This window comes from Alteromonas sp. ABH4_456 (assembly GCF_056160645.1).
Genome location: NZ_JBSWXO010000003.1, coordinates 190,312 through 206,321 on the forward strand (window position 1 = coordinate 190,312; position 16,010 = coordinate 206,321).

General features: G+C 49.5%; 12 protein-coding genes. 10 read left to right on the forward strand and 2 right to left on the reverse strand.

Features of this window, described 5'->3' with window-relative positions; all coding sequences use genetic code 11:
- The first annotated feature begins 212 nt into the window (after positions 1 to 212).
- From ACXAG2_RS06195 to cynS, 3 genes are all read left to right on the forward strand, one after another.
- Positions 213 to 1,070 (forward strand): formate/nitrite transporter family protein, encoded by an 858-nt coding sequence (locus tag ACXAG2_RS06195; RefSeq protein ID WP_119500049.1) that lies wholly within the window; start codon positions 213 to 215, stop codon positions 1,068 to 1,070.
- 90 nt (positions 1,071 to 1,160) lie between these two features.
- On the forward strand, positions 1,161 to 2,882 hold the full coding sequence (locus ACXAG2_RS06200) for a bifunctional protein-serine/threonine kinase/phosphatase (RefSeq protein WP_474865216.1): 1,722 nt from the start codon (positions 1,161 to 1,163) through the stop codon (positions 2,880 to 2,882).
- 15 nt (positions 2,883 to 2,897) lie between these two features.
- Positions 2,898 to 3,347: a cyanase gene (gene cynS / locus ACXAG2_RS06205; protein ID WP_474845105.1), complete on the forward strand. Its 450-nt coding sequence runs from the start codon at positions 2,898 to 2,900 to the stop codon at positions 3,345 to 3,347.
- Positions 3,348 to 3,431: 84 nt separating this feature from the next.
- Here the strand turns inward: cynS and ACXAG2_RS06210 are convergent, their stop codons facing one another.
- Positions 3,432 to 3,701, reverse strand: a complete 270-nt coding sequence (locus tag ACXAG2_RS06210) for a hypothetical protein (RefSeq protein WP_474845103.1) — start codon at positions 3,699 to 3,701, stop codon at positions 3,432 to 3,434.
- Between the two features lie 100 nt (positions 3,702 to 3,801).
- Complete coding sequence (locus tag ACXAG2_RS06215) at positions 3,802 to 4,233, reverse strand: OsmC family protein (protein WP_474865218.1); 432 nt, start codon at positions 4,231 to 4,233, stop codon at positions 3,802 to 3,804.
- Between the two features lie 430 nt (positions 4,234 to 4,663).
- On the opposite strand from ACXAG2_RS06215, the gene ACXAG2_RS06220 reads away from it, so the two are divergent.
- The 7 genes from ACXAG2_RS06220 (at position 4,664) to ACXAG2_RS06250 (ending at position 16,008) form a co-directional block, all read left to right on the forward strand.
- A complete protein-coding gene (locus tag ACXAG2_RS06220; RefSeq protein ID WP_474865220.1) occupies positions 4,664 to 6,229 on the forward strand; it encodes a SulP family inorganic anion transporter in 1,566 nt (521 codons plus the stop codon).
- A 355-nt stretch (positions 6,230 to 6,584) separates the two neighbouring features.
- Positions 6,585 to 9,128 carry a nitrite reductase large subunit NirB gene (nirB, locus tag ACXAG2_RS06225; RefSeq protein WP_474865222.1) on the forward strand — a complete coding sequence of 848 codons (2,544 nt, stop codon included), beginning with the start codon at positions 6,585 to 6,587 and terminating at the stop codon, positions 9,126 to 9,128.
- A gap of 12 nt (positions 9,129 to 9,140) precedes the next feature.
- Positions 9,141 to 9,494, forward strand: coding sequence for a nitrite reductase small subunit NirD (gene nirD, locus ACXAG2_RS06230; protein WP_119500057.1), 354 nt, complete (start codon positions 9,141 to 9,143; stop codon positions 9,492 to 9,494).
- 52 nt (positions 9,495 to 9,546) lie between these two features.
- A complete protein-coding gene (locus ACXAG2_RS06235; protein ID WP_474865224.1) occupies positions 9,547 to 12,318 on the forward strand; it encodes a nitrate reductase in 2,772 nt (923 codons plus the stop codon).
- On the forward strand, positions 12,311 to 13,201 hold the full coding sequence (cobA, locus tag ACXAG2_RS06240; RefSeq protein WP_474865226.1) for a uroporphyrinogen-III C-methyltransferase: 891 nt from the start codon (positions 12,311 to 12,313) through the stop codon (positions 13,199 to 13,201). Before ACXAG2_RS06235 ends, cobA begins: the two co-directional genes overlap by 8 nt.
- Positions 13,185 to 14,183 carry a glycosyl transferase family protein gene (locus ACXAG2_RS06245; RefSeq protein ID WP_474865228.1) on the forward strand — a complete coding sequence of 333 codons (999 nt, stop codon included), beginning with the start codon at positions 13,185 to 13,187 and terminating at the stop codon, positions 14,181 to 14,183. The genes cobA and ACXAG2_RS06245 overlap by 17 nt, the downstream gene beginning before the upstream one ends.
- Before the next feature lie 499 nt (positions 14,184 to 14,682).
- Positions 14,683 to 16,008 carry a CmpA/NrtA family ABC transporter substrate-binding protein gene (locus tag ACXAG2_RS06250; RefSeq protein ID WP_442858449.1) on the forward strand — a complete coding sequence of 442 codons (1,326 nt, stop codon included), beginning with the start codon at positions 14,683 to 14,685 and terminating at the stop codon, positions 16,006 to 16,008.
- Positions 16,009 to 16,010 lie beyond the last annotated feature (2 nt).

The following is a 16,010-nucleotide window of genomic DNA, read 5'->3' on the forward strand; positions in this document are numbered from 1 at the left end:
GTCAGAAAAATAATGACAATTTAAATCTGGCCTTTTCCTTGCTGTTTAAAATTGCAACACGGGGTTTTGCATACAACACAATGTAAACTTGGATAACGGCGTCCAATACCACACTGGAAACAGTGCATGGTTGGGCGTTTTTTTGTGCCCGCATTTTGTTGTGTGCAACACATGTCAGCGACTAAACAACACACAACAAAAAGGTATACACAATGGCTTACTTACTTCCGAATGAATTTGTAACCAAGATGGTGGATGCGGGTGAATCCAAAATTTACATGTCTACCCGTGATACATTAATCCGCGGTTATATGGCCGGCGCAATCCTTGCTCTGGCAGCGGTTTTTGCAATTACGATTGCTGTACAAACCGGCGTATTTTTAATTGGTGCGGTGCTGTTTCCTGTTGGCTTCTGTATGCTTTATCTGATGGGATTCGATCTGTTAACCGGTGTTTTTGTACTGACACCACTGGCCTGGCTGGCGAAACGGCCCGGCGTCACATGGTCTCAAATTCTCCGTAACTGGGGGCTGGTATTCTGCGGTAATTTTGCCGGTGCACTGACAGTGGCGTTCATGATGTCATTTATCTTTACCATGGGTTACAACACTGATGGTGGTGCTATTGCAACAAAAGTAGCCGGTATCGGTGAAGCCCGTACCCTGGGTTATGCTCAGTACGGTATGGAAGGCTGGCTGACCATTTTCATCCGTGGCATGTTATGTAACTGGATGGTATCACTGGGTGTTGTAGGTGCCATGATCTCAACCCACGTGAGCGGTAAAATCTTTGCCATGTGGATGCCAATCATGCTGTTCTTCTTCATGGGTTTTGAACACTCTGTGGTGAACATGTTCCTGTTCCCGTTCGGCCTGATCATGGGCGGTGATTTCTCTGTAATGGATTACTTCTTCTGGAATGAAATCCCGACTGCTCTGGGTAACCTGGTCGGTGGTCTGGCGTTTACAGGTTTAACGCTGTACAGCACGCACTTCCGTACTGCTCCCAAGCGTAAGCTGGCTGCGCAATCTGCACCGGTAGCAACAGATTCAAAACCTGCTGCAGTTTAATGAAGATTTGCCGGATATTCTCCGGCACACAGGGCTTGCCGGGCAATGTCCGGCAGGCTCAATTCAAACCTCTCACTGAGCTGCTTCAATATGCTTAGTTTATCCATCGGACAATATTCCAGTGCAGGGGAAAAGCCGCTGAACCAGGACAGTTATGGTTTCAGGCTTCCCGAAGGTGATTTGCTCACATTTAAAGGCGCTGCGGTGGCACTGGCAGACGGTATCAGTACCAGTTCAGTGAGTCACATTGCCAGTCAGGTATGTGTTAAACAGTTTCTCGAAGATTATTTTTGTACCTCAGACACCTGGACGGTCCCCCGTGCGGCTACGCAAGTTATTACAGCAATAAACCGCTGGTTACTCGGCCAGAGTCGCAACAGTCCCTATGCCGGCGAACCGGACAAAGGTTACGTTTGCACATTCAGTGCACTGATTTTTAAACACCAGCGTGTACATATATTTCATCTGGGGGACGCCAGAGTGTACCGGCTGCGGGGCAGGGTGCTGGAGCAACTTACCCGCGACCACCGTCAGATGATAAATGGTGAAAAGCACTATTTGTCCAATGCCATGGGCATTAATGAATCATTGCAACTGGATAAAGACAGCCGCTCTCTGAAAGAGCAGGACTGCTTTCTTCTGCTCACCGACGGTGTGTATGAGTTTATCGATGAGGCCAGCCTCTGCAGTGTAGTGACTGAATATGAGCATGATCCGGATGAGGCAGCGAAGAGCCTGGTGGAAATGGCCTTTGCCAGAGGCAGTAACGATAACCTGACAGCTCAGATAGTCAGGGTAAATACCCTGCCAGCAGCCCATACCAGTGCCGCCGGGTCTGAAGAGGAAGAATTACCCATTCCCGGTGTCCTGCAAAGCGGGGATTTTCTCGATCAGTTTAAAATTGTTCGCAACATCTATCACAGTGCCCGCAGCCACGTTTACCTGGCTCAGAACACAGCAGATGGCAGCCAGGTGGTGCTGAAAGTGCCTTCTGTGGAAATGGCACATGAACTGGCACATCTTGAAGCATTCAGGATGGAAGAGTGGATAGCAAGGCGAATTCACAGCCAGCATGTGGTGAGCGCCCCCGATCAGCAGGCTGCCAAAACAGCATTGTATACCGTGACAGATTTTGTGCCGGGACAAACACTGGCCCAGTGGCTGAATGATAACCCGCAGCCGGATCTGGAAACTGTCCGCATGATCATTGAGCAGGTCGCCAGGGGATTGATGGCATTGCATCGCAAAGATGTTCTCCACCGTGATATCAGACCTGAAAATATCATGATTGATATCAACCATCACATCACACTGGTGGATTTAGGTGGGGCTTCTGTTGCCGGTATCAATGAATTTACCGGTGATAATGATGATATTCCCGGTACAGCTATTTATGCAGCACCGGAGTATTTTCTTGGTCAGGGTGGCAGTGAACAGTCTGAGCAGTTTTCGCTGGCGGTGCTGACCTACTATTTGCTTAGTGGCCGCTTCCCCTATGGCACGCAGGTTGCCAAATGCAGAAGCGTGACATCACAGCATAAATTGAAATATGAAAGCGTGTTAGATCCGAACCGGAGCATTCCCTTCTGGCTTGATCACACGCTAAGAAAAGCACTGCATCCCAATCCGCTCAAGCGCTATGACGCACTTTCAGAGTTTGTGTATGCCCTGAGACATCCCGATGCAAAATTTCTCAGCAGCGAGAGACCGCCCTTACTGGAGCGTAATCCCGTTGCTTTCTGGCAGGGAGTCAGCGGTTTACTCCTTTGTCTTATTCTTGTTCTGTTACTGGAACGATTTTCACTTATCTAACCCGTGGAGCCCACTATGATTACTGACAGACAGCAAGTCACCGCAATGATTATGAGCGCAAAAGTCACTAAAGGCATTAAATGGTCACAGGCCGCAGAAGTGATTGGCGAGTCAAAAGAATGGAGTACTGCAGCATGCCTGGGCCAGATGGCAATGACCAAAGCGCAGGCTGAAGCCACCGGTGAATTATTCGGGTTATCAGAAGAAGCCGTCGCCTGGTTACAGATTGCACCTTATAAAGGCTCTCTGCCAACGGCTGTTCCGACTGATCCGTTAATTTACCGCTGGTACGAACTGGTGAATGTGTACGGCACCACACTGAAAGAGCTTATTCACGAAGAGTTTGGCGACGGTATTATGAGTGCCATTGATTTTGAAATGGACTTAACCCGTGAACCTGATCCTAAAGGCGACCGTGTGAAAGTGGTGATGTCAGGTAAATTCCTGCCGTATAAAACCTACTGACCGAAGTCGTAACTAAGGGCGAGACGGCATCATGAAACTGAATGGTGCCGCGTCATGCCTTTAAAAGGATATTTTGAAATTAAATTATTTACGTACCACGTAAAGAAACCAGCCTACGAATACTGAAATCAGAATTGCGAAAAAACCAAGCAAGGGCAAAATCGAGAATACCCAGCGGCGAACTTCATCAGGCTCTGCTTCCACGCCGAGTGGCAGGTACATTAACCCCACAGATGTAACGATGAAAATGGAAAGTGCTGAGGTAAGCGTGGCGCGCCAGAATGGCCTCGGCATGAACCAGTTCACGATAAAGGCGACAACAATGGCTACACCTGCCAGAAGATATGCAATCAAGGGAGCTCCGTATTAGCTTAGCAAAAACGCACAGTTTGACAGGTCGCCCGCCAAATGCAATTGCTGAAACCGTCCGTGGTTTCATTTGCTTGCCGGCAGGTTAGCTTTGTAAGGTGTAATCGAGGGTGATTTTGGCGTTCAGCAATTTAGAGATCGGGCAGTTTTCTTTTGCGCCCTTTGCGATATCTGCAAATTTGTCTTCATCAATCCCGTCTACTTTGGCTTCAAGGGTTAATGCAGATTTCGTTACGGTAAAGCCATCACCGTCTTTTTCCAGTGTGACCTCAGCATCGACTTTCAAATCGCCGTTTTGATAACCTGCGTCTGATAACGCAAACGACAACGCCATGGCATAGCAACTGCTGTGAGCAGCAGCGATCAGTTCCTCAGGATTGGTACCGCTCTTGTCTTCAAAACGTGTATTAAAGCCGTAAGGCTGATCTGTCAAGGCACCACTTCCGGTGCTCACATGACCTTTGCCTTCTTTACCCAGCGGCTTATAGTGCGCAGAACCAGTTTTTACAATAGGCATAATTTCTCCTTTTTCGGGAACAGTGACGGGAAGCCTTTCTGGCCAGAAAGGGAATTCACATTTAAAACTCGCGGTAAACCCATCCCTGGGCGCTCGGCAGCCGCATCCATGCGGCTGACGGTTTTAAATGTGAATTCCCACTCTGTCCGCGGCTTCCCCGAACTAATCCCGAATGCAGTCCTTATGCCGTCAGCTATACTTTGTGCTGCAGCCCTTGCCATGAAAGAGCTGTATGTAATTTGGCTGCAAATTCTCTGCCTTACATTAATTGAAGGTTACTGTAACCCTTACAGAGCCGCTGTACCTTTTTCTGGCAGCGCACACTGACAACGTGACAGCCGGTTTTAACATTCTGTTAAAGGACTTTGGAGGACGATGGTGATAGAATCGCCGACCGTTTTTTAACCATGTACTGAATAATTGGACACCCATGTTTGATTTGATTAATAGCAAAGACAGCAATGTTAAAAACGACGTGCTGTCTGGCATTACTGTCGCACTGGCTTTAGTACCTGAAGCTGTGGCATTTGCCTTTGTTGCCGGTGTAGAACCTATGATTGGTTTGTATGCGGCCTTTATGATGGGCCTCATTACGTCTGCCATCGGTGGTCGTCCGGGCATGATTTCCGGCGCAACAGGGGCAATGGCCGTTGTAATGGTGGCACTGGTTGCTGAGCATGGCGTGCAATATCTTTTTGCTGCTGTGGTGCTGGCAGGTTTGCTGCAAATTTTGTGTGGGGTATTCCGTCTGGGTAAGTTCATCCGGCTGGTACCCTATCCGGTGATGCTGGGCTTTGTAAATGGCCTGGCTATCGTTATATTCCTTGCCCAGTTAGGTCAGTTTAAAGTGCAAAATGCGCCGGGCTCACTGGAATGGATGCAGGGCACCATGCTTTACATCATGCTGAGCCTGGTCGGGCTGACAATGGCAATCATCTATCTGTTGCCTAAGCTGACAAAGGCTGTTCCAGCCTCGCTGGTGGCTATCGTCACCATTACGCTGCTGGTACATGGTCTTGATTTAGAAGCCCGAACCGTTATCGATTTTGTCCGTGATTTACTACCGGCAGATCAAAAAGCCACGGCCACATTGGCCGGTGAGCTGCCAACATTCTCTATCCCTATGGTGCCGTTCACCTGGGATACGCTGATGATTATCCTGCCAACTTCAGTCATTTTATGCCTGGTTGGTTTAATTGAATCACTGTTAACTCTCACGCTTATCGATGAGATGACGGATACCCGTGGTCGCGGAAACAAAGAATGTATTGGTCAGGGTGTGGCGAACACCGTGAACGGTTTCTTTGGTGGTATGGGCGGTTGTGCCATGATTGGGCAGTCGATGATCAACATCAACTCCGGTGGCCGTGGCCGTTTGTCAGGGATTACTGCAGCGGTAGTGCTGCTGGGCTTTATCCTGTTTGCAGCGCCGCTGATTGAAATGATTCCCCTTGCTGCACTGGTAGGCGTTATGTTCGTGGTAGTAATCGGTACCTTCGAATGGGCATCGTTCCGCATAATCCGTGGTGTGAATAAGGAAGATGCATTCGTGCTGTTCCTGGTAACAGCGGTAACCGTTATCTCTGACCTCGCCATTGCTGTTGTTGTTGGTGTGATTGTGTCGGCACTGGTATTTGCCTGGAAAGCAGCCCGCTACATTGAAGCGAAAACCCACATCGATGACGATGGCTGGAAGGTTTATGAGCTGCGCGGACCGGTTTTCTTTGGTTCGATTCATCACTTTAAAGAGATGTTTGATGTAGCTAATGACCCGAATGACGTGGTGATCGATTTTAATAACAGCCGCATCTGGGACTCTTCCGGCATCGATGCGCTGGACAGTCTGGCCGGTAAATACGAAGAGCAGGGTAAAAAGCTGCACATCCGGCATATCAGTTCTGAGTGTCGTGGCCTGCTTACAAAAGCCGATAAGTTTGTTGAAATTAATGTCAATGAAGACCCTCGTTATCGGGTAGCAACGGATAAATTAGGTTAAGCCGGTTAGTTGCGCCAGAGGTTGCCGGTCAGGACAAGGCTGGCACTAAAATAGTGCAATTGCAGTGTTAAGGTGCGTGTTTCCGGAAGCAGAATACGCATCTGAATCGCGCAGTTTAAGCTAACTTATTGATCTGTAGACATTGCTCAAACTGGCATCATACCTGCTATATCCAATACATAACCGTAAGTGATATCACGTAGATATCCACATAGCGTGAAGTTAAAGGCCGGCAAGAGCCTGATGCTGTGTAAGGAAACAATTTGTGCACGTTAAGTGCGTATCAGGCAAAGAAGCCCATGTTCAGTTTATCTGAGTGTGGGCTTTTTTTATGGCTCAAAGAAAGGGTTAAACAATGACAACATCAACAACACATCCAAAAGTACTCGTTATCGGTAACGGGATGGTTGGTCACCACTTTGTTGAACAACTGGTCGCCAGTGAGTACCCCTGTGACATTACAGTGTTAAGTGGCGAAAACCGTCTGGCATATGACCGTGTTTATCTCTCTTCGTGGTTTACCGGTGCAACGGCAGCCGATCTGGCCATGACAGATGAAGAAACTTATACCAAGTGGGACGTTGACTTTAAGCTGAATGCCCGGGTCGAAAGCATTGACCGTAAGAACAAAACCGTCAGCACCAAAACTGACACCTTTGATTATGATGTGCTGGTGATGGCAACCGGTTCATTTCCGTTTGTTCCACCTATTCCGGGTAACGACCAGCCTCATTGTCTGGTCTATCGAACCATTGAAGATCTTCAGGCCATCGAAGCCTCTGCTGCCGTCAGTAAAACTGGCGTGGTAGTAGGCGGAGGATTGCTGGGTCTTGAGGCAGCAAACGCACTGAAACAAGCCGGTGTAGAAACACATGTGGTTGAGTTTGCGCCTCAATTGATGGCCGTTCAGCTGGACGGGCAGGGCGGTGATCTGCTGCGCACTAAAATTGAAGATTTGGGCGTAACAGTACATACACAAAAAGCTACCCAGGTGATTGAGGCCGGTGAACAAAGCCGCTACCGCATGGTGTTTGCCGACGGCTCACACTTAGAAACCGACATGATTTTATTCTCTGCCGGTATACGCCCGTCGGATGCTCTGGGCCGGTCAGCGGAGCTGGCAGTAGGCGAACGTGGTGGTATTGTCATTAACAATCAGTGCCAGACATCTGACCCCGACATCTATGCGATCGGTGAATGTGCGTTATGGGACAACCGTATTTTTGGTCTGGTTGCGCCGGGCTACACCATGGCCCGTGCGGTTGCAGCAAACATCGCCGGTAAAGAAGGTGAGTTTGCCGGTGCTGACATGAGTACCAAACTTAAACTTATGGGCGTAGAAGTTGGTTCTATCGGTGATGCACATGCCAGAACCCCGGGCGCACTGAGCTATACCTATCACAACCAGCCAGACGGTGTTTACAAAAAGCTGGTGGTTGATGCGGCTCAAAAGCAGGTTATCGGTGCTGTGCTGGTAGGTGATACCAGTGATTACGATACCTTATTGCAATATGCGTTAAACGGCATTGAACTGCCTGAGCACGCTGAATCGCTTATTCTGCCTTCATCGTCAGACAAGCCTGCTCTGGGCGCTGATGCGCTGCCGGATACGGCGACTATCTGTTCCTGTCACAACGTGGCGAAATGCGATATTTCGGCAGCCATCGACGGCGGTTGCTGCAGTGTTGGCGACGTGAAGTCAGCGACCAAAGCGGCAACGGGGTGCGGTGGTTGTGCGGCACTCCTTAAAAATGTGGTGGACAGCGAGCTTGAGAAACGTGGTGTGGAAGTGTCGAAGGCTATTTGTGAGCACTTCAACTTTACCCGCCAGGAGCTTTACCACATGGTAAAAGTGGAAGGGATCCGAAGCTTCGATGCACTGCTTGAAAAGCACGGTACCGGTTTGGGCTGTGACGTATGTAAGCCGGCAGTGGGCTCTATTCTGGCTTCAGTATGGAATGACTACATTCTTACGCAAACTAATTTGCCGCTGCAGGACACCAACGATACCTACCTGGGTAACATGCAAAAAGACGGGACTTATTCCATTGTACCCCGTGTACCCGGCGGTGAAATCACCCCGGAAGGTCTTATCCTGATTGGTGAAGTGGCGAAGAAATATGGTCTGTATACAAAAATTACCGGTGGACAACGTATCGATTTATTCGGTGCCCGTGTAGAGCAGTTACCTGATATCTGGCAGGAACTGGTCGACGGTGGTTTTGAAACCGGTCACGCCTACGCCAAAGCACTGCGTACGGTTAAATCCTGTGTGGGCAGCACCTGGTGCCGGTACGGTGTACAGGACTCTGTAGGTCAGGCTATTGATCTGGAAAATCGTTACAAAGGCCTGCGTGCACCTCACAAAATCAAGTTTGCAGTATCAGGTTGTACCCGTGAATGTGCAGAAGCACAGGGCAAAGACATTGGTGTAATTGCAACGGAAAAAGGCTGGAACCTGTATGTGTGCGGTAACGGCGGTATGAAGCCCCGTCACGCAGATTTATTCGCCACCGATATTGATGATGAAACGCTGGTGAAATATATCGACCGTGTACTGATGTTCTATGTAAAAACTGCTGACAGATTACAGCGTACATCTGTGTGGATGGAAAACCTGGAAGGCGGACTCGATTATCTTAAATCTGTCGTGATTGATGATGCACTGGGTATTTGTCAGGAGCTGGAAGATCAGATGCAGGCTGTGGTTGATGCTTATCAGTGCGAATGGAAAACCACACTGGAGTCGCCTGAATCACGTAAGCGTTTCCGTCAGTTTGTGAACAGTAAAGAAAGCGATTCAAACATTCAGTTTGTAGACGAGCGTGGTCAGATCCGCCCTGCCACAGAGGCAGAGAAAATTGCGGGTACATCGCGTATTCCGGTAGAGCTGGTTTAAGGAGACAATATCATGCAAGCATCTGTAGAAATCATGCCGCGCTGGCACGACATCTGTGAACAAAGTGACCTGGTTGCCAACAGTGGCGTGTGCGCCCTGATTGACGAACAACAGGTTGCGATCTTCGCCCTGAACACAGCCGGCGGTACCAACCTTTATGCAGTCTCAAACTGGGACCCTGTAGGTAAAGCCAATGTGATGTACCGCGGCATTGTCGGTTCCGTTAAAGGTGAAGCTGTGATTGCCTCTCCTTTGTATAAAGAGCATTACTCTCTGGTGACGGGGAAATGTGTCGAGAATGAAGCAGTCAGCCTGTCTGTATACGATGTCCGTCTTGAAGACGGCCGCGTACAGGTTGCACTGTAAGACTCCGGTTTAGAAGGTCTGCTGACCAACATTAAAAGCACAGGTAACTACCATGAATCACGCCCGCGCCACAGTAATTTCAGTACAGTCTGCCCCTAAGAGTGTTGCCAGGACACCAACGCTTGCGCAGACAACGTGCCCTTACTGTGGCGTTGGTTGTGGTGTGGACATCACGCTGGAAACAGCAGGCAATAAAACAACGCTTAAAGCCCTTACCGGTACGCCTGAACATCCGGCCAACTTCGGCAGATTATGTGTAAAAGGCACCAACCTGCTTGAAACCAATGATCTTAATGGCCGCCTGACTCAGCCTCAGATGGGCGGCAAGCCGGTATCCTGGGACACTGCAACCAGCGCCATTGCTGAAAAAATGCAACATGTGATTGATGAGCATGGCCCGGATGCTGTGGCGCTGTATGTTTCAGGACAACTGCTCACTGAAGACTACTACGTCGCCAATAAGTTTATGAAGGGGTATGTTGGCAGCGCGAACATCGACACCAACTCACGACTTTGTATGTCTTCTGCGGTTGCCGCGTATAAACGCGCTTTCGGGGAAGATATCGTACCGTGCAACTACGAAGACCTGGAGCAGACGGATTTGCTCATCCTTACAGGCAGCAACGCTGCCTGGACACATCCGGTGCTGTTCCAGCGTATGGAGCGGGCAAAACGACAAAATCCGGATATGAAAGTGGTTGTGGTTGACCCGCGGGCAACAGATACATCCACGCTGGCCGATTTACACATTCCGTTAAAACCAGGCACTGATGCAGTGCTGTTTAACGGTCTGCTGCATTTTCTGGCACAAAACGGTGGCCTGGATACTGATTTTATTGCCGCTTCAACCAGTGGTTTTGAGGCGGCACTGTCCAGTGCGGCAGAATATTCGCTGAGCCGTGTGGCTGAAGAATGTGACGTGCCGGAGCACGATATACTGGCACTGTTCACGCTGTTCCTCGAACGTCAACGAGCCATTACCTTTTTCTCTATGGGTATCAATCAGTCCACCAGTGGTGTAGATAAAGGTAATGCCATTATCAACTGCCATCTGGCGACAGGCAAAATTGGCAAAACAGGCAGCGGACCGTTCTCCATTACCGGACAACCTAATGCCATGGGCGGCCGCGAAGTTGGCGGACTGGCGAATATGCTGGCTGCTCACATGGATATTGATAACGCGCAGCACCGTGATCGGGTGCAACGTTTCTGGCAGTCGCCCCGTATGGCTGAAAAGCCGGGGTTAAAAGCGGTTGATCTGTTTAAGCGGATTAATGAAGGCAAAGTGAAGTTTGTCTGGATCATGGCCACTAACCCTGTGGTGAGCATGCCAAACCGCTGTGAAGTCGAAGCGGCACTGAGCAAATGCGATATGGTTGTGGTATCAGACATGGTGACCAAAAACGATACTCTGAAGTTTGCTCATATTGCGCTGCCGGCATCCGGCTGGTCAGAAAAAAACGGTACAGTAACCAATTCAGAAAGACGTATTTCACGCCAGCGCGGTTTACTGAAACCGGCAGGTGATTCCAGACATGACTGGCAGGCTTTATGTGCTGTGGCAGCAAAAATGGGGTTTGCAGAACATTTTGATTACCAGCACCCAGCTGAAATCTTCGATGAACATGCCCGCCTGACCGCTTTTGAGAATCACGGCAACCGCGCTTTGGATTTGGGCGGTCTTAGCGGCTTAACAATTGCGGAATACGATAACTTCCGTCCTGTGCAATGGCCGGTGCCGGAAAAAACAGTAGCCGGCGCGACGCGCTTGTTTGCTGATGGCGCATTTTTTACCGCAGATAAAAAAGCCCGTTTTATCGCGATTTCCCCCCGGTTGCCCGAACAGCAAACCACAACAGCATTTCCGTTTGTACTTAATACCGGTCGCAGTCGTGACCAGTGGCATACCATGACCCGTACCGGTAAAGCAGGGAAATTACTCAAGCATGCACCGTATTCTCAACTGTCTTTGCACCCTGAAGACATAAAAACGCTTGGACTGTCAGCACAGGAACTGGTTGCTGTGAACAGCGCCTGCAATACCGGTGAGCCGGTTATTTTACCTGTGATTGAAGACAAACAGCTGCGTAAAGGCAATTGTTTTGCGCCTATTCACTGGTCTGCTACCTGGGGCTCTAACCTGACACTTGGGGCGTTATTTAATGGCGCCCACGACCCCTTATCCGGACAGCCTGAACTGAAACAGGGCGCGGTGAGTGTTGCTGCAGTCAGTTTTAATTTACACGGACAAATGATTATCAGCGACGCTGATTTGGCAGCGGCTCTGTCTCCGGCTTTTGATTACTGGGCTAAAACCACCACCGACGGCGGCACGGCCTTCCGCATCGCCTGCAACAACGACACCGGGAGTCTGTTCAGCAATTTGAAAAGCGTGCTTCCCGCGCACTGGTTGCTTGTTACCCGTCAGCATGAAAAAGGTCTGACGGTCATCGCAACCAGTGAGAATCGTTTTGTTTTCGGTTTATGGCTGGAACAGAGCTACCGGGCGTTATCTGATGAGTGGCTGGACAGTTGTCTGCAACATGACGACATCTCTTCTGAGTTGCTTGCTAATCTGTTGCGCGGTACACCTGATGAAGCGTTCCTCAACGGAAAACTGGTATGTAGTTGTTTCTCCGTTCGTGAAAAAACCATTGAAACTGCCATACAGGCAGGTTGCTCCTCTGTCGACGGACTGGGCAATGAACTTAAATGCGGTACTAACTGCGGTTCCTGCAAACCGGAACTGCAAAAGATGCTCGACAGTTATTCTTCTACTCAAACTGCAAAAGCAGTTACACCTGAGGTGATTCTCCATGATTAATTCAGCCATCGCAAAACTGCCGCAAATGTTCTATCGTAAGCTGATGACCGGTCAGCAACGTCACCGTGTCATGCAACCAGTGACGCCGGCAAACCTGACGGGTGAGAAAAAACAGGGACGGGTGTTTATTGTCGGCGCCGGCCCGGGCGATGCAGAGTTGCTGACCATCAAAGCATGGAAGTGCCTGCAGCAGGCCGATGTGGTGTTGTTTGACTGGCTGGTGGATGAATCTGTCATTGCAGAAATTCCCCGTCATGTGAAAACAGAATTCGTTGGCAAACGGGCAGGCAAGCACTCTATGGTGCAGGATGACATTTGCAAGCGGGTGGTTGAGCTGGCGCAGTCAGGATTAAATGTGGTGCGGCTAAAAGGCGGGGATCCGGCAGTTTTTGCCCGTACCTGTGAAGAAACCGCTGCGCTGGAAGCCGCTGACATTCCGTTTGCCATTGTGCCCGGGATCACTGCCGCTTCAGGGGCTTCGGCTTATACCGGCATTCCTTTGACAGAGCGCAACTGCGCGCAGTCGGTAACATTAACCACCGCCAGTTTTAAAGATAAAAACCAGATGCCCGACTGGGCAACGCTTGCAGATACCATGCAGCGTCAAACTGTTGTGGTGTACATGGGATTGTCCCGGTTGAGCAAAATCACGTCTGAGCTGGTGGATGCCGGTATTCGTGAAACCCTTCCGGTGGCGGTGATTGAAAACGCTTGCACTCCCAACCAGCAAGTGATCACCGGCACTGTTTCTTCTATCGCTGAACAGGTAACGTCGGCGAACCTGCAAGGTCCTGCTTTGTTGATCTTCGGAGAGGTGGTAAAGTCTCGCCAACAGGTCTCCACAGCACTGCTTCAGCAGGTAACCCATGTCGCAGGAATTTAGTCAGTACATCAAAATAATAGGAAAGGGTCAGAAAGGCAGCCGTAGTCTGACCCGAGAAGAAGCATTCACCGCGATGAGAATGCTGCTGGCCGGCGAAGTGACCGGTGATCAAAGGGGCGCATTTTTAATGTTGCTCCGTACCCGTGAAGAAACTCCCGAAGAAGTCATTGGCTTTGTTCAGGCATGCCATCAACTTATCCCGCAAGATTTAGCCACACTCAAACCTGACGTAGACATTGGTTGTTATGCCGGTAAAAGACGCCAGTTGCCCTGGTACCTTTTATCTGCAGCTTTGCTGGCAAAAACAGGCAAACGGGTTTTTCTGCACGGTGCCCATGAACCCGGTTCCGGTCGCTTATATGCCAGCCACGTGCTGCCAACGCTGGGCTTGCAGGCTGTGACATCAATCAGCGAAGCGAAGTCTCAACTGGACAGCTTCAATGCCAGCTATCTGGATTTAGGCGTGGTTCTGCCGCCGCTAAATACTCTGATAAAGCTCCGCGAAGTCTTTGCGCTGCGTTCCTGTGCGAATACGTTGGCGCGGTTACTGAATCCTACGGTAGCCCCGTATTGTGTGCAGGGTGTTTATCATATGCATCTTGATCATAAACACCGGCACGTCAATGAAGCCTTCACTGCGTGGGATTCATTGTGTTTCCGGGGAGATGGTGGCGATCCGGAAGTGAATAGTGAAAGGCCTACGGATTTGTTTATTATCCGTAAAGGCGAAACAGAAACAGCGGTGTTACCTGCTTTTACGGAAAAGTGGGCCATGAAAGACAGGGATATGGACTTTGCTGATATGCTGGCTTTCTGGCGCGGCGATATTCAGCATCAATATGGTGAGCAGGCCGTTCATGCGACACTTGTGAGCTATCTGATGCTGACAGATTCCTTATCATCAGAGGAAGCCGCGAAGCAGGCTGTTACTCTCTGGCAAAACAGAGACAAGCAAGCTTTACCTTTCACTCAGTCTTTGTAAGGCTAAATTCTTCATCTTGCCGTTACCGGCAATATTCTGCATTTTATGGCGCAAATCAGGCAGTTTAACTGCCTTTTTTGTTAATTTAATGTTTATTTGCACCCTAATGATACACGTCGGCGGGTTTCTATTTGCATCCCAATTGAGCGCAATGCGCGCTTTTTGTGCACAAATTTGAAACAGCCTTTACTGTTCCTAATGCTGGATTCTTCTAAGTGACTGATATTAATGTCTTTTAATTTTTGGCATACCTGATGCAATACCAATTTGCGAAAGTTACTGCTTATTAAAAGAACATTAATAGTAACGCGCTCACAACTTATTCATGCTTCAAAGTGATTTGGAGTGCGGCAACGAAGCCCACCACCTTAGCGGTCATTCGCTAAGGTGGTGGGTTTTTTTTTGGCAACGAGGAACCCACATGAAAGCGTCAAAACCGTTATTTGGTCTGACAAAGAAAGTAAAAGCGCTGGCATCTACGCTGGCTCTGTCGTTGATAATGGCAGGCGCAAGCGTCTCAGCTGTTACAGCACAGGAAATTGACTGGCCCGAGAAAGAAGAACTTAAATTCGGCTTTATCAAACTGACTGATATGGCACCTCTGGCTATTGCTTATGAGAAAGGTTTCTTCGAAGACGAAGGTTTGTATGTCACGCTGGAAGCGCAGGCAAACTGGAAGGTTCTGCTCGACCGTGTCATTGACGGTCAGCTGGACGGTGCACATATGCTGGCCGGACAGCCTTTGGGGGCAACCATCGGTTTCGGTACTGAAGCGCACATCATTACTGCGTTCAGCATGGACTTAAACGGTAACGGTATCACCGTCTCCAACGACATCTGGAAGGAGATGGAAAAGCACATCCCTCAGGAAAACGGTCAACCTGTTCACCCGATTAAAGCGGATTATCTGAAGCCGGTAGTCGACAGTTACCGTGAAGCGGGCAAACCTTTCAATATGGGCATGGTATTCCCGGTATCCACCCACAACTACGAGCTGCGTTACTGGCTGGCGGCCGGCGGTATTCACCCGGGCTTCTATGCACCGCACAAAGGTGACACATCCGGTCAGATTGATGCTCAGGCACTGCTGTCTGTGACACCTCCGCCGCAAATGCCGGCTACCATGGAAGCGGGCACCATTTACGGCTATTGCGTAGGTGAGCCGTGGAACCAGCAAGCTGTGTTTAAAGGCATTGGTGTACCGGTTATTACCGACTATGAAATCTGGAAAAACAACCCGGAAAAAGTATTCGGTGTCAGCAACGAATGGGCCGAAAAATACCCGAACACGCACCTTCGAGTCGTAAAAGCGATGATCCGTGCTGCGATGTGGCTGGATGAAAATAACAACGCTAACCGTCCTGAAGCGGTAAAAATTCTCTCTAAACCTTCTTATGTCGGTGCAGACGAAGCGGTACTGGCAAACAGCATGACCGGTACATTTGAATACGAAAAAGGCGATAAGCGTGAGGTACCTGATTTCAACGTATTCTTCCGCTACAACGCTACTTACCCGTACTACAGCGATGCAATCTGGTATTTAACACAAATGCGTCGTTGGGGTCAGATCTCTGAAGCGAAACCTGACAGCTGGTATATGGACATGGCGAAGAAAGTTTACCGTCCTGACATCTACGCTGTCGCTGCTAAAGCGCTAATCGCGGAAGGCAAAGCTAAAGCTGCAGACTTCCCTGATTTCGACTCAGAATCTGGTTTTAAACCACCTCAATCAGAATTCATTGACGGCGTAACGTACGACGGTACTAAGCCCAATGCTTATCTGGAAAGCTTTGGTATCGGCCTGAAAGGCGACACCGTACTTTAATT